Annotated in this window: 22 protein-coding genes; 10 read left to right on the top strand and 12 right to left on the bottom strand. The window is 53.9% G+C overall.

The genetic code is table 11. The annotated features are described in order from the left end of the window. Positions 1 to 18 precede the first annotated feature (18 nt). Positions 19 to 630 carry a trimeric intracellular cation channel family protein gene (locus tag K6123_RS07505; RefSeq protein WP_221796013.1) on the top strand — a complete coding sequence of 204 codons (612 nt, stop codon included), beginning with the start codon at positions 19 to 21 and terminating at the stop codon, positions 628 to 630. 70 nt (positions 631 to 700) lie between these two features. Here K6123_RS07505 and K6123_RS07500 read toward each other — a convergent pair whose 3' ends face one another. The 3 genes from K6123_RS07500 to K6123_RS07490 all read right to left on the bottom strand — a co-directional run bounded on the left by K6123_RS07500 (position 701) and on the right by K6123_RS07490 (position 4,906). After that, positions 701 to 1,357, bottom strand: a complete 657-nt coding sequence (locus K6123_RS07500; protein WP_221796010.1) for a carbonic anhydrase — start codon at positions 1,355 to 1,357, stop codon at positions 701 to 703. 307 nt (positions 1,358 to 1,664) lie between these two features. Further along, positions 1,665 to 3,476, bottom strand: coding sequence for a sodium-extruding oxaloacetate decarboxylase subunit alpha (gene oadA / locus K6123_RS07495; RefSeq protein WP_221796007.1), 1,812 nt, complete (start codon positions 3,474 to 3,476; stop codon positions 1,665 to 1,667). Positions 3,477 to 3,490: 14 nt separating this feature from the next. Further along, on the bottom strand, positions 3,491 to 4,906 hold the full coding sequence (locus K6123_RS07490; protein WP_221796005.1) for an acetyl-CoA carboxylase biotin carboxylase subunit: 1,416 nt from the start codon (positions 4,904 to 4,906) through the stop codon (positions 3,491 to 3,493). A 135-nt stretch (positions 4,907 to 5,041) separates the two neighbouring features. Here K6123_RS07490 and K6123_RS07485 point away from each other — a divergent pair, with 135 nt between their 5' ends. Both K6123_RS07485 and K6123_RS07480 read left to right on the top strand, forming a co-directional pair. Continuing rightward, positions 5,042 to 6,037: a LysR family transcriptional regulator gene (locus K6123_RS07485; protein ID WP_221796002.1), complete on the top strand. Its 996-nt coding sequence runs from the start codon at positions 5,042 to 5,044 to the stop codon at positions 6,035 to 6,037. Beyond that, positions 6,034 to 6,465, top strand: coding sequence for an MAPEG family protein (locus K6123_RS07480; RefSeq protein WP_221795999.1), 432 nt, complete (start codon positions 6,034 to 6,036; stop codon positions 6,463 to 6,465). The genes K6123_RS07485 and K6123_RS07480 overlap by 4 nt, the downstream gene beginning before the upstream one ends. 51 nt (positions 6,466 to 6,516) lie before the next feature. Here K6123_RS07480 and K6123_RS07475 read toward each other — a convergent pair whose 3' ends face one another. The 4 genes from K6123_RS07475 to K6123_RS07460 all read right to left on the bottom strand — a co-directional run bounded on the left by K6123_RS07475 (position 6,517) and on the right by K6123_RS07460 (position 10,835). After that, positions 6,517 to 7,209 (bottom strand): response regulator, encoded by a 693-nt coding sequence (locus K6123_RS07475; protein WP_221795997.1) that lies wholly within the window; start codon positions 7,207 to 7,209, stop codon positions 6,517 to 6,519. A 22-nt stretch (positions 7,210 to 7,231) separates the two neighbouring features. Continuing rightward, positions 7,232 to 8,695 (bottom strand): ATP-binding protein, encoded by a 1,464-nt coding sequence (locus K6123_RS07470; RefSeq protein WP_221795994.1) that lies wholly within the window; start codon positions 8,693 to 8,695, stop codon positions 7,232 to 7,234. A 3-nt stretch (positions 8,696 to 8,698) separates the two neighbouring features. Further along, entirely contained in the window at positions 8,699 to 10,147 is a 1,449-nt protein-coding gene (locus K6123_RS07465) for a TrkH family potassium uptake protein (RefSeq protein ID WP_343223971.1), read from the bottom strand. A gap of 253 nt (positions 10,148 to 10,400) precedes the next feature. Next, on the bottom strand, positions 10,401 to 10,835 hold the full coding sequence (locus K6123_RS07460) for a PaaI family thioesterase (protein WP_221795991.1): 435 nt from the start codon (positions 10,833 to 10,835) through the stop codon (positions 10,401 to 10,403). A 187-nt stretch (positions 10,836 to 11,022) separates the two neighbouring features. On the opposite strand from K6123_RS07460, the gene K6123_RS07455 reads away from it, so the two are divergent. Next, positions 11,023 to 12,021, top strand: a complete 999-nt coding sequence (locus K6123_RS07455) for an LLM class flavin-dependent oxidoreductase (protein WP_221795987.1) — start codon at positions 11,023 to 11,025, stop codon at positions 12,019 to 12,021. 39 nt (positions 12,022 to 12,060) lie between these two features. On the opposite strand, the gene K6123_RS07450 is transcribed toward K6123_RS07455, so the two are convergent. Continuing rightward, positions 12,061 to 12,999 (bottom strand): 2-hydroxyacid dehydrogenase, encoded by a 939-nt coding sequence (locus K6123_RS07450; protein WP_221795984.1) that lies wholly within the window; start codon positions 12,997 to 12,999, stop codon positions 12,061 to 12,063. Positions 13,000 to 13,307: 308 nt separating this feature from the next. Here K6123_RS07450 and K6123_RS07445 point away from each other — a divergent pair, with 308 nt between their 5' ends. After that, complete coding sequence (locus tag K6123_RS07445; RefSeq protein ID WP_221795981.1) at positions 13,308 to 14,282, top strand: MBL fold metallo-hydrolase; 975 nt, start codon at positions 13,308 to 13,310, stop codon at positions 14,280 to 14,282. Positions 14,283 to 14,297: 15 nt separating this feature from the next. On the opposite strand, the gene K6123_RS07440 is transcribed toward K6123_RS07445, so the two are convergent. Next, positions 14,298 to 14,939: a glutathione S-transferase family protein gene (locus tag K6123_RS07440; protein WP_221795978.1), complete on the bottom strand. Its 642-nt coding sequence runs from the start codon at positions 14,937 to 14,939 to the stop codon at positions 14,298 to 14,300. 121 nt (positions 14,940 to 15,060) lie between these two features. Here K6123_RS07440 and K6123_RS07435 point away from each other — a divergent pair, with 121 nt between their 5' ends. Further along, a complete protein-coding gene (locus K6123_RS07435; RefSeq protein WP_221795975.1) occupies positions 15,061 to 15,615 on the top strand; it encodes a TetR/AcrR family transcriptional regulator in 555 nt (184 codons plus the stop codon). Between the two features lie 113 nt (positions 15,616 to 15,728). On the opposite strand, the gene ahpF is transcribed toward K6123_RS07435, so the two are convergent. Both ahpF and ahpC read right to left on the bottom strand, forming a co-directional pair. After that, the gene (gene ahpF / locus K6123_RS07430; protein WP_221795972.1) at positions 15,729 to 17,282 is read right to left on the bottom strand and encodes an alkyl hydroperoxide reductase subunit F; all 1,554 of its coding nucleotides are present in this window, start codon (positions 17,280 to 17,282) and stop codon (positions 15,729 to 15,731) included. A 471-nt stretch (positions 17,283 to 17,753) separates the two neighbouring features. Next, on the bottom strand, positions 17,754 to 18,311 hold the full coding sequence (gene ahpC / locus K6123_RS07425; protein ID WP_221795969.1) for an alkyl hydroperoxide reductase subunit C: 558 nt from the start codon (positions 18,309 to 18,311) through the stop codon (positions 17,754 to 17,756). A 454-nt stretch (positions 18,312 to 18,765) separates the two neighbouring features. On the opposite strand from ahpC, the gene K6123_RS07420 reads away from it, so the two are divergent. From K6123_RS07420 to K6123_RS07405, 4 genes are read left to right on the top strand one after another with little or no spacing between them, the layout of a single operon-like run. Next, positions 18,766 to 19,920, top strand: coding sequence for a hypothetical protein (locus K6123_RS07420; protein ID WP_221795966.1), 1,155 nt, complete (start codon positions 18,766 to 18,768; stop codon positions 19,918 to 19,920). Beyond that, positions 19,917 to 21,206 (top strand): cytochrome P450, encoded by a 1,290-nt coding sequence (locus K6123_RS07415; protein ID WP_221795963.1) that lies wholly within the window; start codon positions 19,917 to 19,919, stop codon positions 21,204 to 21,206. Before K6123_RS07420 ends, K6123_RS07415 begins: the two co-directional genes overlap by 4 nt. Positions 21,207 to 21,212: 6 nt before the next feature. Continuing rightward, positions 21,213 to 23,183: a carbamoyltransferase C-terminal domain-containing protein gene (locus K6123_RS07410; protein WP_221795959.1), complete on the top strand. Its 1,971-nt coding sequence runs from the start codon at positions 21,213 to 21,215 to the stop codon at positions 23,181 to 23,183. After that, positions 23,176 to 25,434 (top strand): tetratricopeptide repeat protein, encoded by a 2,259-nt coding sequence (locus tag K6123_RS07405; protein WP_221795956.1) that lies wholly within the window; start codon positions 23,176 to 23,178, stop codon positions 25,432 to 25,434. The genes K6123_RS07410 and K6123_RS07405 overlap by 8 nt, the downstream gene beginning before the upstream one ends. Here K6123_RS07405 and stpA read toward each other — a convergent pair. After that, entirely contained in the window at positions 25,426 to 26,670 is a 1,245-nt protein-coding gene (gene stpA / locus K6123_RS07400; RefSeq protein WP_221795953.1) for a glucosylglycerol 3-phosphatase, read from the bottom strand. The genes K6123_RS07405 and stpA overlap by 9 nt on opposite strands. Positions 26,671 to 26,687: the final 17 nt, after the last annotated feature.

The raw sequence follows: 26,687 nt of genomic DNA, 5'->3' as shown, positions 1-26,687 counted from the left end.
AGAGCTATAAACCCAATCATGGAAATCCCTGCTGATACCTCCTTGCTGCTGTACTGGCTGACCATGCTGGCGTCGATTTTTTCCGCTGCCGCTGGGGTTATTGACGCCCGCAACAAGCAATTCGACCTGTTTGGTGTGCTGATTATCGCCTTCTGTGCAGCACTGGGGGGCGGTACCCTGCGCGACGTGATTCTCGATCGGCCGGTATTCTGGATTGGCGATTCCAGTTATCTGGTGTTTACCTGGCTGGGAGCGTTAGGCACCTTTTATATAGCCCGTAAAATTGAACTGTCACCGCGCTGGTTTGAAATTCCCGATGCCGTAGCACTGGCGCTCTATACCATTGCCGGTACCCAGGCTTCGCTGATGATGGGCACCGACTGGCTGATAGCCAGCTTTATGGGCGTCATTACTGGTGTTGCGGGCGGTATATTGCGGGATGTTTTGCTGAACGAAGAACCGCTGGTATTCAAAGGGCCTTTCTACGCCACAGCCAGTTGGTCCGGTTCCTTGCTTTATGCCGTGTTATGGCAGAAGGTCGACCCTAATGCTGCGGTGATGGCGACCGGCGTTTTGATTATTCTGATCCGCATCAGCGCCATTCGCTGGGATCTGCATTTGCCGCGCTGAAAACTGCGGCGCCACATCCCAACAAAAACGCCAGCAAATCGCTGGCGTTTTTGTTTGATTCAGAAGCCGATCAAAGCGTTTCGATAACGTTCTGGTAACGCTCATTAAATGGCAGGAATTTGGTGCAGTATTCATCACTTGCCTGGATCTTGCCGCTCTTGATGTCGTACACCCAACCGTGCACAAACACCTTGCCGGTAGCAACTTTGGCAGCCACTGCAGGATGAGTACGAATATGCTGCACCTGCTGCAACACGTTTTCACTGATGCACTCGTTCAGGTGACAGGCATCAATCGGCGCATTGGCGGCAATACCGTTACGTTCACGCACAATATCCATCGCCGAACGACAATGACCCAACCATTCGGTTACGTGTGGCAAGCCTTCCAGCTTGCTCATATCCAGTGCACCCTTTACAGCACCGCAGTCAGCATGACCACAGATAATAATATGACGAACACCCAACACGGCGACGGCGTATTCAATCGAGGCTGTCATACCACCCGTTTGATGGGCATGCGGAGGAACAATATTGCCGGCGTTACGGCAGATAAACAGGTCACCCGGGGCTGAGCCAGTCACCAGGTTCGGGTCGATACGGGAGTCGGAACAGGTAATAAACAGAACCTCTGGACTCTGGCCGTCTGCCAATTCCTTGAATAAGGATTTGTTTTCCGGATACACGTTCTTTTGGAAATTCAGTACGCCCTGAACCAGCTTCTTCATTTTGTGTCCTCAACCAGATTCTGGAGATCAATCGTTCAATTGCCGCGGAGATTACGCCAGCCGCCGACAATAGACACCTGCTGTTTATCACAAATTCACCAAACAGCAGGCAGGAATAAAAATTGTGACTGATGCGAACAGATAGGGACACTGGCATCAGCCACCAAAAAATGCTCCGGATGAGCGGTGGAGCATTTATCTCACCGCCAGCGCACGAGGGGTTCGGGACGCCAGCAGCAAAATTCCGGCCCGCAACGGGCCTGGCCAGCAGCCGTTATACGGCCAGCTGGCACTAGCGAAATGGCTATCAGCCGACTTCGACCAGGACTTCTCCCGGCGTTACACGATCACCCTTGGCGACATACACAGCCTTGACGGTACCGGCCACACTGGTGTGAATCTCGGTTTCCATCTTCATGGCTTCAGCAATCAATACCGCCTGACCGGCTTTTACTTCGTCACCTTCTTTCACCAGCACTTCAACAATGTTGCCTGGCATAGCAGCGGTAACATGACCCGGTTCAGTGGCACGCTTGCGGCCTTTACCCGCGCCCTGATCGACGTACTCATTCTGTGGCTCGAACACCACCTCTTGCGGAACGCCGTCCATGCTCAGATAGATCTTGCGTTTACCTGAGCCAAAATCACCCACACCGGTTACTGCGATGTCATAGCTTTCACCATGCACATCAATGGTGAACTCGGTAGCAATGCCCATTTTCTTGTCAGCCGCTTCTGGTGGCAGCAGCTGTTCTGGCTGCAGGGTGCCATCAGCACGCTGCTGCAGGAATTCACGGCCCAGATCCGGGAACATGGCAAAGGTCAGCACATCTTCGTCGCTCAGCGCCAGCGCACCAATATCGGTTTTCAGCTTGGCCATTTCCGGGGCCAGGTCGTCCGCCGGACGGTGCTCAATGGCAATTTCATTGCCAATGGCTTTCTTCTGCAGTGCCGCATTAACCGCCGCCGGAGCCTTGCCGTAACCGCCTTGCAGGTAGCGCTTCACTTCGTTGGTGATGGTCTTGTAACGTTCACCGGCCAGCACGTTGTAAACCGCCTGGGTACCAACGATCTGGGAAGTCGGCGTTACCAGCGGCGGGAAGCCGAGGTCTTCACGAACACGCGGGATTTCAGCAAACACGTCGCGGATCTTGTCGAGGGCGTTCTGTTCTTTCAGCTGGTTGGCCAGGTTGGACATCATGCCGCCCGGCACCTGATTAATCTGAACCGAGACGTCTTCACGAGTGAATTCAGATTCGAACTGGTGGTATTTCTTGCGTACTTCGCGGAAGTAATCGGCGATTTCGCCCAGCGCTTCCAGATCCAGACCCGTGTCGTACTCGGTACCTTTCAGTGCGGCAACCTGGGATTCAGTGGCGGGATGGCTGGTGCCGCTGGCGAAGGAAGAAATCGCGGTATCAATGCGATCAGCACCGGCCTCAATCGCTTTCAGCTGTACCAGTGGTGCCAGACCAGCAGTGCTGTGGCTGTGGATCACCACGTCCACATCAACCGCATCCTTCAGCGCCTTGACCAGGTCGTAGGTCGCATACGGCGTCAGCAGACCGGCCATGTCTTTAATGGCAATGGAATCGGCACCCATGCTGATCAGGTCTTTGGCCTGCTGGACAAACAGTTCCGGGGTATGCACCGGACTGGTGGTGTAACACAGCGTGCCCTGGGCGTGTTTGCCCGCCGCTTTCACCGCTTTCATGGCAGTTTCGAGGTTACGAATATCGTTCAGCGCGTCGAACACCCGGAACACATCCATGCCGTTCTCGGCCGCCTTGTGCACAAAGGCTTCAACCACGTCGTCGGCGTAATGGCGGTAGCCCAGCAGGTTCTGGCCACGCAGCAACATTTGCAGACGGCTGTTTGGCAGCGCCTTGCGCAACTGGCGCAGGCGCTCCCATGGATCTTCTTTCAGAAAACGGACACAGGCATCAAAGGTGGCGCCACCCCAGACTTCCAGCGACCAGAAACCAATGGCGTCGAGTTTTTCGCAAATTGGCAACATGTCTTCGGTGCGCATGCGGGTCGCAATCAGCGACTGGTGGGCATCGCGCAAAGTAACATCTGTTATTTGGATCGGGTTAACCTGTACTGGCTTCTTGCTCATGTTGTTTCTCCTTATCAGGCAGCCATATGGGCAGCAATCGCGGCGGCCAGCGCCAGGGCAATTTCACTTGGGTCACGTTTCTCGGAGTAATTCAGCAACTCCGGATGAGTCGGCACAAAGCTGGTATCAAACACCGCCGACTCAAAGTCCGGATGACTGAGAATCTGCTGGTAATAGGTACCGGTGGTCTTGATACCGCGCAGACGCATGTCATCCAGCGCACGCTTGCCGCGGGCGATCACTTCTTCCCAGGTCAGCGCCCAGCAAATCAGCTTCAGACACATGGAGTCGTAATAAGGCGGAATTTCGTACCCGGTATAGATAGCGGTATCGACCCGCACGCCCGGGCCACCCGGTGCGTAATAGTGCGTCACACGACCAAAGCTCGGCAGAAAATCATTCTTCGGATCTTCAGCGTTAATACGGAACTGCAGGGCAAAGCCACGATAGCTGATGTCCTGCTGGCGATAACTGAGTGGCAAACCGGCCGCAATACGCAGCTGTTCACGGACAATATCCACACCCGTGATCTGTTCGGTAATGGTGTGCTCCACCTGAACCCGGGTGTTCATTTCCATGAAATAAACCTTGTTGCCAGACAACAGGAATTCCACGGTGCCCGCGTTTTCGTAGCCAACCGCCTGAGCGGCTTTTACCGCCAGGTTGCCCACATACTCACGCTGCTCCGGCGTGAGCTGTGGACTGGGTGCAATTTCAATCAGTTTCTGGTTACGGCGCTGGATCGAACAGTCGCGCTCGTACAGGTGAATCACATTGCCCTGGCTGTCCGCCAGCACCTGCACCTCGATATGGCGCGGGTTCACAATGCATTTCTCCAGGAAGACGTCGGCGGAACCGAATGCCTTGGTGGCTTCGGAAATGACCCGCGGATATTGCTGGCGCAGCTCTTCTGGTGAGTCACAACGACGAATACCACGACCACCGCCACCGGAAGTGGCCTTGATCATCACCGGATAGCCAACCTGCTCGGCCAGCTCCAGTGCTTCTTCGACGTTGGCCAGGTTGCCGTCGGAACCGGGTGTCACCGGCACACCGGCTGCAGTCATCGAATCACGCGCCTGGGTTTTGTCACCCATCGAGTGAATCACGGCAGACTTCGGACCAATAAAGGTCACGCCTTTCTCTTCACAGAGACGGGCAAATTCAGCGTTTTCAGACAGGAAACCATAGCCAGGGTGAATCGCGTCACAGCCGGTTTCGACCGCCAGGTTAACGATGCGCAGCGGATCCAGATAACCAGCCAGAGGATCTTCGCCCAGCGAGTAGGATTCGTCAGCGCGTTTGACGTGCAGGGCATAACGGTCAGGCTCGGTGTAAATGGCGACCGAGCGAATTCCCATTTCAGCGCAGGCGCGCACAATACGAACAGCAATCTCGCCGCGGTTGGCGATGAGTACCTTCTTGAGCATGAGTCATTGCCTCATTGATTCCAGTCAATTCACAGTAAGGCAGTCGGTCATTAAGTTAAAATTGATATTATTTTAGTTAGCCATAAGCTAGAGCTTATACATAGCAATCCAGCAGTCATTCATGAGCCGGTCAGCATGCCCAACTCCGTACAAAAACTGGTCAATCGTTTGTCTTTCAGGCAGTTGCAGGTTTTCCAGTCAGTCTACCGTTACCGCAACTACAGCAAGGCCGGTGAAAAACTTGGCCTGACCCAACCCGCAGTAAGCTCCCAAATACGCCAATTGGAACAGGCACTGGGCCAGCCGGTATTTGAATACGCCGGTCGCAAGCTGTTTTGTACCGCCGCCGGGGAAAAACTGGCGAGCTGCATTGAGGTGATGTTTGGCGAGCTGAAAGAGCTGCAAAATGAGCTGATCCTGATGGGCAATCAGGTCGCCGGGACGCTGAATATTGCGGCGGTTGATACCGCCCACTGCGTGCTGCCATGGATGCTGCCGGGCTTTCTGGCCAGCCATCCGGAAGTGAAGGTACATGTGCGTATGGTACAACGGCTGGACGCCATCAAACGGCTGCAGGACAACGTCGACCACCTCACGGTGATGGGCATGGCACCGGTAGACAAGACCCTCGCCACACTGCCATTTCTCGATAACGAACTGATTCCGGTGATCAACCCGTCGCACCCGCTGGCGCAGCAAAAGCAGGTATCCGTGCAGCAATTTCTCGATGCTGGCCTGATAATGCGCGAGGAAGATTCCGGCACCCATCAGGCGCTCAAATTATGGGCCCAGCAGATTCGTGTCGGCCTTGAGCCGATCCTGCAAATTGACTCCAACGATGGCCTCAAGCATGCCGTTATGGCCGGTTTGGGAGTCACTGTTGTACCACGCTTGACGGCCTTGTCTGAATTGAACTCTGGACGTCTGCAGCAACTCCCACTGCCCGGTTTCCCCCTGCGACGCTCATGGTGCCTGGTGTATCTCAACGAAAAGCAGCCGAACCCGGTGATGAAAGCGTTCGTTGATTATGTGCAGGAAAACATCCAGCAATTTGAACAGCAATACAGTGATAGGGTGCGTAGCCACCTGAAACCCGCCCCGACTGATGCGATAACGGAGTCCATGTCATGACCGACCTGCTCAGCCAATACCATTTGGCCCTGCAAGCCCTGATGCTGATGTTTGCCACCCTGATGGTCCAGAGTCTGGTGGCGGCAACCGCTCACCGCAGTCAGCAACGCTATATACCTGGCGTGCTCGACAGCCAGCTTGGCCATGAATCCTTTGTATTTCGCAGCCATCGCACCTTTATGAATTCGCTGGAGAACCTGCCGTTAATGGTCGGCCCGGCTATCGTCGGGATGCTGGCTGGTTTTGATGCCGCACAACTGGGCATCATGTGCTGGATTTACGCCATCTGCCGCATCCTCCATATGGCGCTGTATTACCTGATTGCCACCGAGAAAAACCCCAGTCCCCGCAGTTATTTCTATATGGTTGGCTTGCTGGTAAACGTCACCATGTTAGTGGTGGTATTTATGCATGTGATGGAGGTTTGATAACCGGAGTGCAGTCCCGGCATGCCGGGACCTTGCGAAGTTATTGAGTTTTCAGCCAGTGAGTGACTCGCCCAGAAAACGGTAACCCACCCCGGCCTCGGTTTCGATATAGGCCGGTCGGGCCGGATCATCTCCCAGCTTGTTACGAATCTGGCGAATAAAAATCCGTAGGTAATGGGTATCGTCCAGATGCCCTTCACCCCAGAATTTTTTTAACAGCTGATGCTGGGTAATGATTTGCCCCGGATGCTGCACCAGCTCCAGCAACAGCTCGTATTCCCGTGGCGAAAACCGCACCCGCTCACCTTCAAGCTGGACGGTGCGGGATACAAAATCGATGTTCAGACGACCATCATCATAGCCGCTTTTAGCCGCAGGCTTGCCGCTTGACGTGCGTAATACCGCCCGAATTCGCGCCAGTAATTCCTTCACTCCGAACGGCTTTTCAACATAGTCGTTGCAGCCATTGTCGAGCGCCAGAACCTTCTCACGTTCGTGGTTACGGACCGACAACACAATCACCGGCACCTGACTGAATTCGCGGATCTGCTGCAGCACCTGCTGGCCATCGATGTCCGGCAGCCCGAGATCCAGAATCACCAGTTCTGGCTGCTCCAGCGCCACCATCGCCAGACCTTCGGCTCCGCACTGGGCTTCGCTGATCTGATGACCCTGAGACTCCAGGCTGATGGTCAAAAAACGGCGAATCTGCGGCTCATCATCGATTACCAGAATTCGGCTCATCCAGGTTCCCTATAAGCCTATATCAGGCTTCGTCAGCCGGAGCATTGACCGCCAATGGCAGCGTTAAACGGAAACAGGTGCCCTGTTCGGAAGAGCTGCTGACCACGGTGGCCGAACCACCATGGGCACCCAGAATACTCTGGCAAATCGTCAGCCCCAGGCCAGTTCCAGCAGTGTTGTGATCGCCTTGGGCAAGGGTGTAGAACATGTCAAAAATCGGCGCCCAATGCTCTTCCGGAATGCCCGGCCCGGAGTCGGTAATGTCCATCAGCAGATTGCCGTCTTGCTGGCGCACATCCACCAGAATGGCTTCACCGGCCGGGGTATAGCGCAGGGCGTTTTCCAGCACGTTAAAAACCGCCTGTTCAATCAAGGCGCCATGGACTTTTAACAGCGGCAGGTCCGGTTCAATGCGGGTTTGCAGAATCTGGCCGGACAACAGCGGCTCCAGCCGTCGTAACGATACACTGACGATTTCATCAACGCCCACCCAGTCACGCTCCAGCTTCAGTTCACCCTGCCCCAGCCGGGTCATATCCAGCAGTTTCTGGATATAACGATCCAGTCGGCGGGCTTCTGACAGGGTATTGTCCAACAACTCATCCTGCTGCTGCTGCGACAGACTTTCTTTCAACTCCACCAGCGAGCTGACCGAACCAATCATGGTCGCCAGCGGCGTGCGCAGGTCATGGGAAATCGACGACAGCAAGGCCGAACGCAGCTGCTCGCGCTCCTTGATCATGGTTTCCTGTTGCAGATTGCCAATCAGCAGCACCCGGCTCCAGGCCAGCCGCAGCAATTCAACAGCCGCATCCAGCTGGGCATGAATCAGGTTCGGACTGCGTTCGTCATACGTCAGCACCACACGGTCGTAGGCATCCGGCGGCGCGGGTAAACGTAATTCCATACTGTGTTCATGCTTGATCACAATCAGCTCGCGGCCGTCGTACACGGTGCAATCCGCCAGCACGTCCTTACGACCGTCGACCAGCTGCACATCGACTGGGCCGTCTTCAAACAGCACTCGTAATTCGCGAGCAAACACGGTCAACAATTCTTCCGAATTCATACAGGATGACAGCGACTGCGCCAGACTCATCTGGCGACGGGTCCAGCGCATGGTGCTTTCCAGCGTGTCGACCTTTTCCCGCAAGCCAGCGGTTAACTGACCAGTGACCAGTGCCACCAGCACCATCAGGAAAGCGGTCATCACTTCCTGCTGATGCATCATGTAGAGCGACAGACGCGGTTCGGTGAACCAGAAGTTATAGGCCAGAAACGACAGCACCGCGCTTAACAGGGCCGGCCGAGTGGCCGTACTGACACCCACCAGCAGCACCACCATCAGGTAAATCAGCACCAGACTGGCTTCAGGCACCAGCCCCCAGTCATTCAGCAGCCAGCACACCAGGGTGCCCAGCATGGGAGCCAGCAGCGCCAGCAACCAATGGCGCAACTGGGGTTTACGGGTTCGATAGGCAGGCATGAATTATCCTCTCCAGAAAACCGGTGACAGCAACACCACCAGCGTCAACAGTTCCAGCCGCCCCAGAATCATGGCCAGACTGAGAATCCATTTACTTGAATCGGGCAAGCTGGCGAAATTACCAGCCGGGCCAATGATGTCGCCCAGGCCTGGGCCAACGTTGGTCAACGCCGTGGCAGCGCCGGTCAGCGACGTCAACACATCCAGCCCGGTCGCCGCCAGTGCCAGCGTGGTGAGCGTCAGCACTACAAAAAACAGAAATGAAAACGCTACCGCCGAACCCATGATGTCGTCAGTGATCGGCTTGCGGTTGTAACGTACGACAAAAAAGCCGCGCGGGTGCACCAGCTTGCGCATCTGGTCGCGCAGGAACAACCATGACAGCTGGAAACGGAAAATTTTCATACCACCACTGGTCGAACCCGAGCAGCCGCCGATAAAGGTGACAAAGAAAAACAGCGCCATCGCAAACGAGCCCCAGAGGGTGTAATCCTCGGACGCAAAACCCGTCGTGGTAATCACGGAGACGATGTTAAACGCCGCCTGGGTCAGAATCTCGAACGGCTCTCTATCCGTTGTCAGCCACTGCTGCAGGAACAGCACACCTACCAGTACGATCACTATCAGCACAAAGCCCTTGATCTGATCATCCCGAAACACCCGCAAGCTGGGGCGGCTCACTAACCGGATGAAGATGGTAAAAGGCATGCCACCCAACATCATAAACAGGGTAGCAATCCACAGAATGGTATTATCGAAGCGCCCCATCGAAGCATCGTCGGTGGCATAACCGCCGGTCGAAACCGTGGTCATGGCGTGGTTGATAGCATCAAAAGCCGTCATTCCGGCAAACCAGTAGCTCAACGTACACAGCAGCGTCATGCCGAGATAAACCGCCACCAGGGAACGCGCCAGATGCTGGAAGCGCGGCAGCGATTTATCCGACCAGTCCGACGATTCCGTCTGGAACAGCCGCATACCACCGACCCGCAGGAACGGCAAGATCGACACCGCCATACCAATCACGCCAATCCCACCAATCCATTGCAGCATCGAGCGCCATAACAGCAATGATGGCGGCGTGTCGTGCAAGCCAGACATCACCGTCGAACCTGTGGTGGTGATGCCGGACACCGCTTCAAATACGGCATCAGTCAGAGTCAGAGGGTGATCGGTGAGAGTCAGCGGCAAGGCGCTGAAAAACGACAGCATCAGCCAGCTCAGGCTGGTGAGCAGATACAGCTGGCGGGCGTTGAGGGTGAAATCCCGCGAACGATTCGACATCAGCAGGACCAGACCAATACCGGCAGACCAGCCACAACCACTGAAGAATGCCATGGCTTCATGATCGTCCACGGCCATCGAATAGACCGCCGGAACCAGCATAAACGCAGCCATGCTCATGGCCAGGACGCCACACACAAACAGAACGGGTTTAAACAACGCCAGCACGGTTGCTCCCTGACCAGGGGGTCTTGCTTCCTCTGACACTGCAAGACCGGTTGAAAACAAGAAAATCGGATCGTCTATTCTCTGGATGATTGCGTAAAGAATCGAGTCCGCAAAGCAGAAGTTAGCGTAAAAATGCCGTAAACGGCGAGCGTTTTGCAGATTTGCCGGTCAGCAGCCTGCAAGCAAACGATGACAGTTTCAGGCGCAGGGCCTGAAACCGGGAGAATATTCAGCTGAGCCCGAGCCAGCCAGCTCAAGCCTTCGGATAAATCACCATGTTCGAACAACGAAACAGCGCCAGCCGTTTGCCATTACTCTCATCCCTGACCTCAGCATCCCAGACCTGGGTTGAACGGCCCAGATGCACCGCGCTGGCGACACATTCCACCACAGCTCCGGCTTTCACACTGGCAAAATAATTCGCTTTCAGTTCGATGGTGGTAAAAGACACAGCGCCTTCCGGCAAATTGGCCATAGTGCCGTACCCACAGAGGGTATCCGCCAGCGCCACCACACTGCCGCCATGGAGGAACCCATTGGGAGCCATGTGATGCTGATGGACAGGCATACGGGCCCGCACCTGAGCATCTGCAACAGACAGAATTTCCATCCCCAGATGCCCCGGCAAGCAGTCAGTACCGACCTGTTGCAGCTGTTCCAAAGTCGGGCTAAACGCAGATTTGGCCATATAAATTCCTTGCTTCAGAGATTGTTGTTATTCGTTCGGACAGCCTAACCAGACCATCAAATATGTTCACTATCATATTCTGAAACAATCGCTGGCCAATGCTGCAACAGTGAATATCAGCACAAGGGCTGTCACCACTGCCCGGCAGCTGCGAGCATGGCAACAATACAGAAAGATCGAGGTTGCCATGGCGTTGCTGCAAGACATTCCATTTTCGCTGCTGGAACTAGCGACCGTACCGCAGGGAATGGATATTCCCGCCACTCTGAAATCGGTTACCGAACACGCCCGTCGGGCTGACCAGCTGGGCTTCAAACGTCTGTGGCTGGCAGAGCACCACAACATGGCAGGCATTGCCAGCTCGGCAACCAGTGTACTGATTGGTCATCTGGCTGGCGCCACCACCAACATCCGGGTTGGTTCCGGCGGCATCATGCTGCCCAATCACCCACCATTAGTGGTGGCAGAACAGTTCGGGACGCTGGCCGCTTTGCATGGCGACCGTATTGATCTTGGTCTCGGTCGTGCGCCGGGGACGGATCCACTCACCAGCCGCGCCTTGCACCGTAACGACATGCGCGCCGAGCACTTCCCGGAAGAAGTTGCCGAACTGCAACGCCTGTTAGGCCCGGAAGACCCAAGCAAACGGGTCAAGGCTTATCCCGGCAGTGGCTCCAACGTGCCCGTGTGGTTGTTGGGCTCAAGCCTGTTCAGTGCCCGCCTGGCGGCCCAGCGCGGCCTGCCCTACGCCTTTGCCGCCCACTTTGCACCGCGTTATCTGCAGGAAGCACTGGAGATTTACCGCCGCCACTTCCAGCCATCAGCAACCCTCAGCGAGCCCTATGCCATCGCCTGCATTCCACTGATTGCAGCAGCAACAGACAAGCAAGCCCACTATCTGGCGACCAGCAGCCAGCAACGGGTGATGGCGCTGATGACCGGCCAACCGCTGTTCCTGCCGCCGCCAGTCGAGAATATGGATGAACTGTGGGATATCCCGACCCAGGCGCAGGTGCAGTCCTTTCTGGCGATGTCCGTGGTTGGCGGCCCGGCGACCCTGAAATTCAAACTGGAAGCGCTGGTGCAGGAACTGGGGGTCAATGAGCTGATGTTTACCAACGATATTTATGATCGCCAACAGCGACTGGATGCGCTGGAGATTGTGATGCAGGCGAAGCAGGGATAAGCCAGTCACTGCAGCCTGGACATCTCGCCATCTACAAAATTAATAGCCCTGCTCACTATCCACCAGATTCATCAGTGGCAGGCCTTCCAGCACATGGCGGCCATTGTCGACCAGTTGACCCAGAATCGCCTTGCCGGATGCCGATGACGCCATATGGGGCGTAATCACCACGCCCGGTGTGGTCCACAGCGGGTTGTCCTGCGCCAGCGGCTCCTTCGGAAATACATCCAGAATTGCCCCACGCAGATGACCGGATGCCAGTGCGGCAATCAGGTCTGCTTCATTAAGATGCTCGCCGCGACCACAATTCATCACCACCGCCCCTTGCGGCAGACGCTCGAACAGGCTGGCATTGAGGATGCCATCGGTCGCCGGTGTCAGTGGCAGCAGGTTGATAATGGCGTCGCAGTTGGCCAGAAATTCCGTCATTTCTGCTTCACCGGCATAACAGCTGACCTGATCGAAATGTCGGTCGGTGCGTGACCAGCCCGATACGCTATAACCAAACGACACCAGTCCTTCGGCAATATATCCACCCAGCTGCCCCAGCCCCATCACGCCGACCCGCATGCGGCCTGGCCGACGTTGCGGATGCAGCTTCCAGACCTTGTTGGCCTGATTGGCCAACGCCAGGTCAAAATCACGCTGGTAATGCAGCATGCCCCACAACACGTATTCCAGCATGCCGTGTTTCTGACCCTCGTCCACCACCCGGCAAATCGGCACGCCACTGGCCAACAAGGCATCACCGATATGATCCACCCCGGCCGAAATGGCCTGCAGCAACTTCAGGTTGGGACAACGTTGCAGCAAGTCTTCCGGTGGATACCAGCAAGCGGCGACTTCGGCCTCTGCAGCTGCCGGGTCATCCAGCTTGCAAACGCTGACGTGGGGATACCAGCTTTCCATTCGGCTGATCAGGCGATCCGCCAGGGCATTATCGTTAGTGGCAAAGACGATTTTCAGATCTGCAGACATGGTGGTGAAATCTCTGGTCAAATGACACAACCGCCACAGCGGCGGTGCAGTTTTTATTATTCCGGAGCTTACGCAGAGCCGCCGGCAAAACCAAGCGCCAGCCTTGATCGCGCCCACCTGCAACGAGCCAGCTACTGGCCAATCGGCAGCAAAGCGGCCGATCAGGTCATAAACAGCGCAGTTCAGGCTCTTCATAATGTCTCTGGTAATTTGGTCGGATTGAACAAATCCGACCAGCCGGGTTAACTGAACCCATAACAAAAACAATAAAATGGACATCCACAGCAAGGACTGCCGCAGGAGAAAATATGGCTGACTCAGCAAACAAGGCCCATCGTTACCCATCCCCCATAGCTCACCCCCAGGGCATCTGGCAACTGGATGCCGACTACGTCAGTGCCGGTGTTGCCAGCGTGTATCTGGTTGAACAGGGTGATCGACTGGCGATTATCGAAACCGGCACCAGTCACACAGTGCCGCATATTCTGGATCAGATTCAGGTGATGGGACTGACGCCGGAGCAGGTCGATTACATTATTCCGACCCATGTGCACCTCGACCACGCTGCCGGTGCCGGTCGCCTGATGGCCGAATGCCCGAACGCCAAACTGGTCATTCATCCACGTGGCGCCGCCCATATGATTGACCCGACCAGGCTTGAGGCGGGTACCCGTGCGGTATATGGCGATGAAAAATACGACCAGCTCTACGGCGCCTTGCTACCGATTGACGCAGCACGGGTGATTCAGGTTGACGACAACTTCCAACTCAACTTCCACGGCCGGACGTTCACCTTCTACGACACACCGGGGCACGCCAAACACCATTTTTGCGTCCACGACAGCAGCAGCAACAGCATTTTTACCGGCGACACCTTTGGTATTTCCTACAAGGTGTTCGACACCACTGCGGGCGACAACCTGTTGTTTGTCACCACCACGCCGGTGCATTTCGACCCTGTCGCCATGCGCGCCAGTATCGAACGCCTGGTCGCACTTGAACCAAAGTTTATGTACCTGACCCACTATGGCCCGGTGCGCCCGCACCGCCGTAACGTCGAACAATTGCTGGCATCACTGGATGCCTTTGTCGCCCTCGCCGAACAACACGCCAGCCCAATCGAAGGCCGCCACCAGCGCATTGCCGCAGCCATGCTCGATTGGCTGACAGCACAACTGGCAACCATCAACCCGGTGGCAGATCTGCAACAGGCCCGCGCCTGGCTGGCAACAGACGCCGACCTCAATACCCAAGGGCTGGAAGTCTGGCTGGACCGTCGTTAACACGGCCACAGCCACTCATGTCTCCGCCAGCACCCAGGCAGAGCTTCTGGCCCTGACCCGTTGCAGATAATCCGCACAGGCTGACCCCGCCGTAATAATCGGCCCCTGATCATCCAATACCGGCATTCGGGTGAGATGATCAAGGAATGGCGTCAGCATACTGTCAGCCATGCTGTAATACTCTCCGGCCAGCCACTGATGCTGACTCAGCTGCTGTTCAACAATCGCAATAAAGCTGCGGGCCTGCGGCAGATGATCACGGATCACGTCCATTCTCGGCTGACCGTTTTCACCTTTCGGGAACACCAGCTCCAGCATAAAACCGTCCATGGTGTAGAGCCGACCGTAAATCGCCATAGCGCCGGTCCACTGATCCACCAGCGCCCGCTGTTGTTGTGTTAACGGTGCCAGCAAACTCTTGTCACCCGCCAGGCTGTCGAGATAACGGCAAATCGCGGCGGTCTCGAACAGCTTGAAATCATCGGTCAGCAACACCGGAAACTTGCCAAACGGATTAAGCGCCTGATGCTCGGCGGAGCCGGGTTTAATGCGTTCGCCAAACGGCGCCATACTGCATTCCAGAGTCATACCCAGCTCTGCCGCATACAAGCGGGCAGCGCGGATATAGGGGCTGAACGCTGGTCCAAATAACATCATTTGAGTGATCTCCCTGACAAAATCAGCAACACAGAGCGGCCAGCAATGCCGCTCTGAAGACTTGATTCATTCTGGCGCCCGACACAATATGTTCAATAACATATTTTTTGGGGAATCACTGATGGCCTGGAACAAGGACCACAAACAGCAAAGCCGCCAGCGGATTCTCGACGCCGCCGCCAGTCTGTTCAGTCAGCGGGGTTTTGACGGGGTTGGAATTGATCAAGTCATGAGTGAAGCCGGCATGACACGCGGAGCGTTTTACAGCCACTTCCAGTCCAAGTCCGAACTCTATCGCCATGCCATGAGTCAGGCTGCTCATCGCATGTTTCGTCAGGTCCAGCCCGATGATGGCTGGCAGTTTGATCGCCGACGCCTGATCGAGGGTTATCTGTCAGATCCGCACGTCAACAGTGACGGGGTTGGCTGCCCATTGGCTTTCCTGATTACCGATGTCGCCCAGCAGCAGCCGGATATCCGCGACACCTACACAGCATTGTTCGCCAATATGGCTGAGCGTTTTACCCAGGACAGCCCAGAGCAACGGCAAAACGTATTGCAGAACATGGTGATGATGATTGGTGGTGTCGCGATTGCACGGGCCTTGTCAGAACCCGCACTGAAGCAGGAAGTCTTGCAAGCCGTACGCAGTGCACTGGAAGCAGAAGCGTCATAAACAAAAAAGCCACCGCGAACGGTGGCAAAACTGTACTGACCCAGTGGGCCAGACAAGGGACATCATGAATGCGGTTCTCAGCGCGACAACCGCATGCCATTGACTGCTTCTGATCAATTCCGAATCAGGTAATCGAAAGCACCCAGGGCTGCTGTCGCACCAGAGCCCATGGAAATAATGATCTGCTTGTAAGCAGAGGTGGTCACGTCACCGGCAGCAAAGACACCGTCCATGCTGGTACGGCCATGGGAATCGACCACAATCTCGCCACGGTTGGTCAGCTCCAGTGAACCCTTGAGGAATTCGCTGTTTGGCACCAGACCGATCTGTACAAAGATACCGGCAACATCGACCACGTGTGACTCATCGGTGCTGCGGTCGGTGTATTTCAGGCCGACCACCTTGCCATTGTCACCCAGTACTTCAGTGGTCATGGCTTGCTTGATGATCTTGATGTTCGGCATGGATTCGGCTTTTTTCACCAGCACCGCGTCTGCACGCAGGGTGTCACCAAATTCCAGTACGGTTACGTGTTCAACGATACCGGCCAGATCGATCGCCGCTTCAATACCTGAGTTACCACCACCAATCACAGCCACTGGCTTGCCTTTGAACAGCGGGCCGTCGCAGTGTGGGCAGAAACATACGCCCTTGGCCTTGTATTCAGACTCGCCCGGTACGTTCATTTCACGCCAGCGAGCACCGGTAGCCAGAATCACAGATTTGGCTTTCAGCACGGCACCATTGGCCAGTTCAACTTCTTTCAGACCATCAGCACCGGTGCGCAGGGCAGCAACACTCTGGGACTTCATGATATCGACGTTATATTCCTTAACGTGCTCTTCCAGATGTGCAACCAGCTTTGGACCTTCGGTGTAAGGTACAGAGATAAAGTTCTCAATGCCGACGGTATCGGAAACCTGACCACCAAAACGCTCGGCTACAATACCGGTACGAATGCCTTTACGGGCCGCGTAAATCGCTGCAGACGCACCAGCAGGGCCACCGCCAACAACCAGCACATCAAACGCTTCTTTATCCGCCAGCGCGGCAGCAGCTTTGGCATCGGCGTCGTCGTCAACCTTGTTGAGGATCTCAGCCAGAGTCATCTTGCCGTTGGCAAATTCTTCACCGTTGAGGAACAGCGAAGGCACAGCCATGATGCCTTTTTCTTCCACTTCTTTCGGGAACACACCACCGTCAACCATGGTTGCAGTAACGTTCGGGTTCAGAATCGCCATCAGGTTGATCGCCTGCACCACGTCCGGGCAGTTGTGACAAGACAGCGACACATACACTTCAAAGTCCAGCTTGCGAGTCAGACCCTTGGCCTGTTCCTGCAGCGCAGCATCTTCTTTTGATGGGTAAGCACCTGCCTGCAGCAGCGCCAATACCAGTGAAGTGAATTCGTGGCCCATTGGCACACCGGCGAAAGTAACGCGGGAGGTTTCACCTTTTGGTGCAACTTCCATACGCGGAGTGCGGCCAGCGTCACCAGCAACAACCTGCAGGGATACGTCCGCAGACAGCTCGGCAATATCACGCGCCAGACTTTCCAGCTCGGCAGACTTGTCATTGCCTTCTTTAGTAAAAACGGTCAGTTCAATCGGGCTAACGAGACGTTGGAGGTAGGTGCCCAGTTGCTGTTTCATGTTTGCGTCAAGCATGATGAGTTCCTTAAATAGCGTTGGATTCACCCAGACCACCACCGGTTCTGAGCGCCTTGATTCAGAGTACGCAGTTATAGTAACGCGGCTTTTTCAATTGGATAAATCAATCTTTCCTAAAGATGCGATAGCTATCAGCTAAAACAATTCTTATCAAATCAAACTATCAGTATCACCATTCCGGCAAGCTGAAACCTTGTCCGGGCGCAAACGATCGGGATTCGTGAAATAAGCACGAGCGAGAATAAATACCGGACAGAGCAAACGTCAGAGTAAGTGCCAATCGGCACAAGGCACAGCACAAAAGGCAAACGACTTGATGATTCAAAAATGTTCAGCCGGTGTTTGGATAACCGCTGTTTTGGTATGCCCCAAACGCAATCAGCCACATCCGGGGATGTGGCTGATTGTTTTGGCTACAGCGCCGAGCTATGGAAGTCCAGCCGCTGTGGTCTGACCAGAAAAGTCAGCTTAGATCTTGCCAACCAGATCCAGCGAAGGAGCCAGAGTAGCTTCGCCTTCTTTCCACTTGGCTGGGCAAACTTCGCCTGGGTGAGAAGCAACGTACTGAGCGGCTTTCACTTTACGCATCAGGTCTTCTGCGTCACGGCCAATGCCTTCAGCAGTGATTTCCATCGCCTGGATAACGCCTTCTGGGTCAACCAGGAAGGTAGCACGGTCAGCCAGACCAACGCCTGGACGCATTACACCGAAGTTGTTGGTGATGGTGCCAGTCTGGTCGCCAACCATGTAGTAGTTGATTTTGCCGATTGCTGGAGAAGTGTCGTGCCATGCTTTGTGACAGAAGTGGGTGTCAGTAGAAACAGAGAATACTTCTACGCCCATGCTCTGCAGAGCTTCGTACTTGTCAGCCAGGTCTTCCAGTTCGGTAGGACAAACGAAAGTGAAGTCAGCTGGGTAGAAGAAGAAAACGGCCCACTTGCCTTTAACATCCGCTTCAGTGATGTCTACGAACTCACCGCCTTTGAACGCGGTCGCTGCAAATGGCTTGATTTCAGTGTTGATCATTGTCTTTCTCCAATTCATTTGGATGGGGTTAGGAAACAGGGTTAATACTGCACCACAAAACTCAATAGACAAAATTGATGTTTTTAAACAGGTCGATAGGAAGCTACGATAAGGTCGGCATCAGCCCGTAATAATCCTTGTTTTCCCTGCTACACCGATTTTCCCGATTGCCAGCAAGCCTTCCTGTCAACTTGCCGAGGCCCGCCCCGGAGGATCACACATTCCGCGGCGTTCCGGTTTTACAAAGCCGGGCCATGCCCGGTCAAGACATTACTATCCTAATCATGTTTCAAACAGTGATAAACGTCAGCAGAAAGAAATTGAGATACAGCTAAAGGCCAGCCTTACAAATCCTGAATTATGCGGTTTTACATTGGCCATCAAAACTGCCATAACGGTTAGTAATACAGTGCATCTATTATTCCCTTTTGGATTTAGGCAGGAGCCATAGTCTGTGTCCCTCCCAAGCTCTTCCTCTCACTCCCACAACGCCCGACAACTTTCGCAAGCAATCTTGCGCTTGCTAAAACAGAATCCGGATTTAAAACCCCGTTATCAAAGAGCCAAGGATACCGTGCGGGCTTTCCGCAATCCGGCTTTTTACGAGATGGAAACCCGCTGCAACCTGAAGTGTGAAGGCTGTTACTACTTTGAAGGTGGCGACACCTGGAAGATCAACGGGAACCGGCCTTTGTCAGACTGGCAGCATTTTTTCAGCCAGGAAGCCGAACGTGGCGTAACCATGGCATATTTTGTCGGTGCCGAACCGGCATTGGCGCAAGAACGTTTGCTCGCTGCGGCAGAACATTTCCCCTGGGGTAATATTGGTACCAACGGCACCATTCCACTGGACAAGGATATTCCCTATCGAATCGGGGTTTCAGTATGGGCAGGAGATGATAACTCCGACCGTTTACTGCGCGGTGCCAGTGTATTTCGCAAGGCCCTCGGTAACTATGCCGGGGATTCCAGAGCAATCATGCTTTTCACGGTGTCCAGCCAAACCATCAACCAGGTGCCAGAAGTAGCCCGGTTATGTTATGAGCATGGAGTCGAGCTGACCTACAATCTCTACTCTCCAACCCACTCCTACCTCAACAAGCTGGCCCGCCACCAACAACACGACGACAAGTTTTTTCGCTTTAGCGACCTGACCCACTCGCCGATGTTTTCTGATGACGACCTGCACCGCACCCGGGAAATTCTGGGTGCCAGTATCGAAGACTATCCAGAAACAGTGGCTTACTGCCAGGAATATAACGACCTGATGTGCCAACCAGGACCACGTTACCAATTGGATGATCAGGGCATCGCCATTAACTGCCACTCACGGGTGATAGATCCGATGAAGTATTACACCTGTGACCTGGAACCAGGCCAGGTCAAGTGCGGCACCCCGGATATCGACTGTAGCCAGTGCCGGATGTATTCGGGTGGCTGGTCCTCACGCTTTACTCCTTCGCTGCAGGATGTCAGCTGCCGCGAAGCCTTTATTGGCTGGCTCAACACCATAGATACTCTCGGTCGCATCTTTTTGTATCCACGACCAGCCTGGTTACAACAAGAATCAGCGACTTCCCGGGCTGCTGAAGCGAGTGCACTGGAATGACAAGCATCCAACTACCACGGCTAAAATTTGCAGCAGCACAAGAGATTGACTGGTTGGCGTTGTCTGCCTCTGAGCTGATTCGCTTTCGACAGAACAATCGTCCTGTGGAATTACTCGAACAGCCATTCCATCAGCTCCAATTTGGCGAACGTACTTTGGTCTTTATCGCAGACCCGGCTGCCGCTCATGAAATTCTGGTCACTCATACAGACGATTTCCCCAAGGCTGTCGTACAGCAGCGGCTCGGTAGTCAGGCGTTTGGACCTGGAATCAGTGGCACCCTGGGCGCTCGCAACGAACGCCAGCGTATTGCCCTCAAAGCGCTGGTATCGGCCAAACAGGCACAACAAGTGGGCGAAGTCGCAAAGGCTGCCACCCAGGATGCGATTCAACGCTGGCTGGCCACAGGTGAAATCGACCTGTATCGGGAAATGAGCGAGCTGGCCCTGCAAATTACCTGGGACAGCCTGTTTGGCAACAACCAGTATCAGGGCCGCGACCCAGTGGTCACCCGCACCATCGACGAACTCCATCAAGCCGACAAATCGGATTTTGTCACATCCGCCAATATCGTTGCTCGACTGACCCAACATTTTCACGACAGTGGCCGTTGGCAACTACTCCCGCAAGACAATCCACTACGAGCCATTGCTGACGAGCAGGGCTGGCCAACCGCGCCGGGGCTCAGCCAGGCCGAAGTCAAAGCCAACGCTCTGGTGTTTGCGGCTTCAGGCCATGTCACCACCGGCCTGACGATGGCCTGGTGCGGCTGGCTGCTGGGACTTCACCCGGACATACAGCAAGACCTGGCTGAACGCTTGCTGGCAGACCCGGACGACGATCAACACCGCCGCGCCTTGCGCAATGTCGTTAACGAAACCCTGCGGTTATTCCCTCCCGGCACCGATGTTATGCGCGACGCCAAGCGTGCTATCACCATTCAGGGGCAGGAATTTCCGGCCGGTAGCATGTTGCTGGTGTCGCTGTATTTTCTGCATCGCCATCACAAGCTGTGGGATCAACCCGACCAATTTAACCCCCAGCGTTTCGCCCCGGATGCCAGCCCGATTGCCAAGGGTTCGTTTATGCCATTTTCGGGGGGCAATTACGGCTGCTCCGGGATGTCAGTCGCCTGGAGTGAAATCATGGCGGTAATGACCGAATGTCTGCGCAGCGTTCAGTTTGACGTATCCCCTGCAAGTGCAAGCCAACAGCGGCTGGAGCCCGGAGTCTGCCTGTACCCCACCAGCGCCTTGCGCTGTCGAGTAACTAAAAGAACAGCCTGAACTGCCATGAATAACGGTTATTACCTTTCTATTTATACCTATATCGACGCCATTGCTGCACAAAATGACATCGGCGTGCGCCATGACCAAAGCATGACCTTGTGGCACTTGCAGGATGATCAGCTGGAATTGGTTCGCAGCTGGGAATTCGAACGCCTGTCAGGCGTTAAGCATCACTCGTTGTCGTTTCCAACCATCGATGCCGCGCTCGGTTTTATCAATGAGCAACTGGCTGAACTGCAACTCAGCACCAATCAGCTGCAGGCGATTATCGGCACCCCTGGTCTGGGGGATACCCCATACAGCAACAGTCCCGATTCACGCTTCGCTTATCACAACCTCTGTCACCTGTTCAGCGGCCTGTTGATCGACAGCCAGAAGTTTCAGCAGCAAGCCATTTTAGGACTGGCGTTAGATGGCGGCCCAGACACCGTGTTAGACCCCGAGTGCCGCGCCAAAGACTATTACAGCGCTGGCTACGTCAAGCAGGGCCAGTTACAGCTGCGCCACATTCCATCTCCAGCCGTGCTATGGGCCAGTCTGCGGCAGCGCTTTAAAATGGCCGAAGGTAGCTTAATGGCGTTAGGTCCGGCGACCACCGCGGAATATTCAGGTGCGGTTTCGTCCTCGCCACGGCTGCGAACCATTGCCGATATTCATGCCGTCGCCCGCTGGATTGATGACCTGGTGGCCGCGATTTGGGCCACCGAAGGTGATGCCGACCACCCTCTGGTACAACACTGGGATGACCGCTTTTGCGCCGAAGATAACCGCCTGAGTATGTTGGTCAAACGGGTTCAGCAAGAATCGGTTGATGTCGTCAAAGAAGCCGTTAGTCAGTTGATCGCTGAGTTTGATATCAAGCCCGAACAAACCTGGTTATCGATTACTGGCGGCTATGCGCTGAATTGCCCCAGCAACAGCGCCATTATGGATCACTTTGGTTTCCGTGGTTTCAGTGCCCCACCAACCGTCAATGACTCAGGTATGTCGCTCGGCATTGGCCTGCAGCATTTCTATTACGGTCTGCAGGAAACTGGCAAGACCTTGCAGTTCCAACTGCCCGGTGCTGCCCTTGGCCCGGCTGATGAAGATTGGCAGCAAATCCTTCTCGCGCCGGAATTTGCCGCCCATATTCACAGCTGTCAGACGGCCGACCCGGCTCAACTGGCACAAGACCTTTGTAATAGCGCCATCGTCTGGTTTGATGGTAACAGCGAAGTCGGCCCGCGAGCACTGGGTCAGCGCAGCCTGTTGTCGGACCCTCGAACAGCCGCCGCCCGTGACCAGCTCAATCAGATCAAGCAGCGTCAATGGTGGCGACCAGTAGCGCCCATAGTGTTGGCCGAGCAAGCCGCCGAATGGTTCGATATTCGCTACCAATCACCTTTTATGCTGCACACCTTTGAGGTGAAAGCAGAACGTCGTGACTCCGTGCCCGGAATTTGCCATCTGGATCAATCCGCTCGGGTACAAACCTTACAGCGACAACAGCAACCACGGCTGTACCAGTTAATCAGCGCGTTTCATCAACTCACTGGTGTGCCGATTGTCTGCAATACGTCATTAAATGATAAAGGTGAGCCAATCGTACAAACAGCGGCGGAAGCACTTAATTTTGCCCTTCGCAAAGGCATTCCCGTCGTCTGTATCAATGGCCAACGAATTGAGCTGCAAGCGCATGAGACCTACCAGGCCACTGAGCCACGACCACGGCCAGCGCTTGGCTGGTGGCTGCCATCGGACCAACTTCCACCACCTGCGCTAACACGCAAGGAAGCCATGATTTATTTCCACAATCCGAGACTGCAGCGCTTCGATTTGAGTGACCCTGAACAGCTCAAACAATTGCAGCGGCGCCTGGCTCGTATTGACGAACAATTCGGCAAACGCGCCGACTTCCGTTTTATTGACATCTGGCATGTTCAGGAACATGCACACCAAATATGGAGTGTTCAGGAGCAAACAAATGAGTGAGATAACGAAAGCGGCAACCACTCAGGCGGAGTTTTTAAGATTAATCGACACTCAATTGGCTGCCAGACAATTTGACCTGGCATCCGAGACCCTGAAGCAAGCTTACGATGCCGATCCTTCAGCCCCAGAGGTGCGACTCAGGGAAGCCCTGCTTAACCAACAACAGGGACGACTGGAAGCTGCTGCGCAAACATTACAGAGGCTGGCCAGTGACTACCCGGCTTTTATCAGAGCCAAAGCCCAGCTATTAAATACCCTTTTGCTAGCGGACAGGCTGATAGATATTCCCGAGAACCAAGAGCTGGTTAACACTGTTCTAGAACACCAGAACAATAACTTCTACGCCTTAAAAGCACAGCTGAGCCTTGCTTTACAGAACACAAATAGCAGAGAGCATTCCAATAATATCGAAGAAGCATTAAGAATCTCTTTAAAGCACCACCCTTTTGGCTATCAATTTATTGATATTTGTATTAAAAAACTATCTCCCCCCCAAGTTGAACATTTATTTAATAACTGCAGTGATATACCAAGTCCTGCACTGAAGCTCCGTAATGCCCAACGACTGATTCGGCGTAACACCCCAAAAGCAGCCCTGCTTTTACTAAGTCAGGCATATGATATTTCTTCAGAGCACCTGCCAGTAATACGAAGCCTGTTACACCTGTTAATTGATCTCGATAAACATGACGAATTTTCAAATTTAATTGAAGCTTCATCCATTCACCTGAAAAGTGAAGAAGAAGTAATAAAATTCAAGCTTCTTTCATTATTAAAACAACGAAAGTTTCATGAAGCAATAACGCTTTCAAAATCATTAAAAAAGCACCCAAACCTAAAGCCAGAAACAATCGATGCTTATATTCAGCTAATTTTAAAAATTAACAAGGTCGATGAATTCAAATACATTCTTGAATCATTTGGCAACAAAATCAATCCAATACAGCAATGTGAAATTTACTATCGCCTTGGGGATTTTTCGTCATCGTTGCATAAAGCTGAGCAGGCCATGCAAAAACGGCCAGATGTCCAATCTATTACGGCTTATTACCAATCACTCCGGGCTCTTGGCGAGCAACAACGGGGTATCGATACTCTGGAACAAGGCATAAAGCAGTTTAAATCCATATCATTATATGGCCTGCTGATTAAAGCAAATGCCGAAACAGGAAATAAAGAGCGCTGTATTCAGCTACTGGAAATAGTTGAAAATCTGTTCAAAAAACCGAAAGCTTTTGCAGACATCCTGCATAGTACATGCATGATCCTGCGCTCAGATCTGGGCATGCTGGAAAAGTTTAAATTATGGGCCAACACATATAAATCCCCTCAATATATAACATATTATATCGACATCCTGAGAATTTGTGGCCAGCATCATGAAGCAAACCAGATTGATAATAAATTCCAGGTTCAACCAACTGACTTCGATAGAAAACTCAACCTGATCACCGAGCTACAAAAGATATCATTGGATAATGCCAACCATTTAACGCCTGCATCATGCTTCGCATGGATCAAAGCAGATAAAACACAATGGCAATTTATCGATTGGTACGGGCGGGCACGCTGGGGTCAGCAAGCCAACAGACTTTTCACAAAAGCATTCAGTACAGACTGCTCACAAATAGAACCCGATTGGGATCAATACCCTCTGATCAACACAGATATGTCACCAATAACGTCTCTTTTATCGAAAAAAAAAGGATTGGTGATCGCATCTTCTCACCGAGGTCCGGTAGCAGCCAGTATGGTTGCAATGAAAAGAGCAGGTATTAGCACCAGAATTATCGCAACGACCGGGCGTAGTCTGGAGCCTCATTTTCGCACCTCGTTTCTCACTGAGCAGCCCCACACTGCAATAAAACAGTTGATTGCTTCCCTGAAAGACAATGAAGCCATTATTTCCTCTCCAGATCTATCCAAAGGCAAAGGCGGCATAGAGTTTGATTTTATGCACGGCAAACTGACTCTGGCTCCAATCATGCCCAGACTATGCTATCGCAACCGAACGCCGTCATTATGGATGAAGGCTTACTGGACCGAGGCCAATGATATCGCTATCGAGTTCAGAGAGTTACCTTCCCCCGAACCAGAGGAGTTGGAGTCCGCTTTCATTGAACGTTGGGGCAAAGCCTACCTGGATTTATTAGAGCAACAGTTATGCGGTGATCCCGCCAATATCGGCTTTTCAGAAGAGTGGCGAAGCTGGGCAATCCCTCAACCCGGTGTTGCCAATGCCTTAGCGTGACATACCAATAAAAAATCTCAGGTATTGCTGATAACCCGCCGGGATAACAAAGTTGATTTTCAGCGGATCATCCTTGTCTGACAGCCCGGCTACCGCAGCATCAAATTGCTCTGTCAGCAGTGAACTGCTGACACCCGGCCGAATCACTTCACCGGCGCTGCTGTCGACCAGCACGGTGGCATTGTCAGAGCCGAAGCCTTGCCCCAGATCCTGCACCAGCGTCAGGAACCCCCGGTCGCTACCACCCCTCAAGGTGGTAGGCTGACCATCGAGATCAATGGTATGGGACGTAATGGTGTCGCCAACACCGATGATGCTGGGCATCAAAGCCGGGTCGAAGTGCTGTTGTGCCAGCGCCAATAGAGCCTGATGGTCAGCCGGAGCCGAACGGGCGTTAAAGTCCTCCCCTAACGGGTATTCGCCAGTTTGCTGAAAATAATAGCGATTCAGCAACACCATCACACCCGCCTCTTTCACCGCACCCTTGACCATAAACTGGAAGTCAGTGGTGCCCCAGCTATCCGTATCAGCCGGTTTAATACGCTCAATGCCGGTGCTGCTGTCACGTCCTAGGTTGGGGGCATAGTGAACAAAAAACGAATCATCCATACCCTGCTCGCGAGCTTCCGCCAACAATTTGTGCATAAAGCGCTGCACATCAGCCTGCAAGCGATTGACCGCTGAAACACTCCCCAGCACCGCGCTGAGCAGATTGATATTGATGGTTGGTGATACCCGGTTATCCAGCACCACACTGTTGGCCAGTAACTCGATGTTTTCCTTGGCCAGGTTATAAGGGGGATTGCCGAGCAGATTGATCAGAAAATAGCGGGCCTTGACCGGCACCTGTAGCAAAAAAGCCAGTTCCTGTGACTGCAGGCCTGGATGGCTGACCTTGCCAAAACGGTCTTGCCATTGCACGCCACCACCCGCCAGACCGGGTAAATACAGGCCCTCATGTTGCGCCAGATCCCGACCTACTGCCCGTTCGACAATCGGATTCACTCCACGCTTGCCGACATGCTCACCGTTGGTCAGCACGTAAAAATGGCCATCCAGCTGACGTACCGCACGAACATAGCCAGGGTCAATGTCACGATTGAGCGGATCGCGTACCAACCCCATACAGACGCCATCAAGGTCCTGGATAATCAGAAAGTCCTGCTGCTGATTCAGCTTGCGCGCCAGCAATGACAGATCGGTATTCCAGTGTTGTGACGACAGGCGTTCAGACATGCTTGCTCCGTGTAAGG

Source organism: Oceanobacter mangrovi, assembly GCF_019740315.1.
Classification (GTDB): domain Bacteria; phylum Pseudomonadota; class Gammaproteobacteria; order Pseudomonadales; family Oceanobacteraceae; genus Oceanobacter; species Oceanobacter mangrovi.
This window is presented reverse-complemented; position numbering and strand designations above follow the sequence as displayed.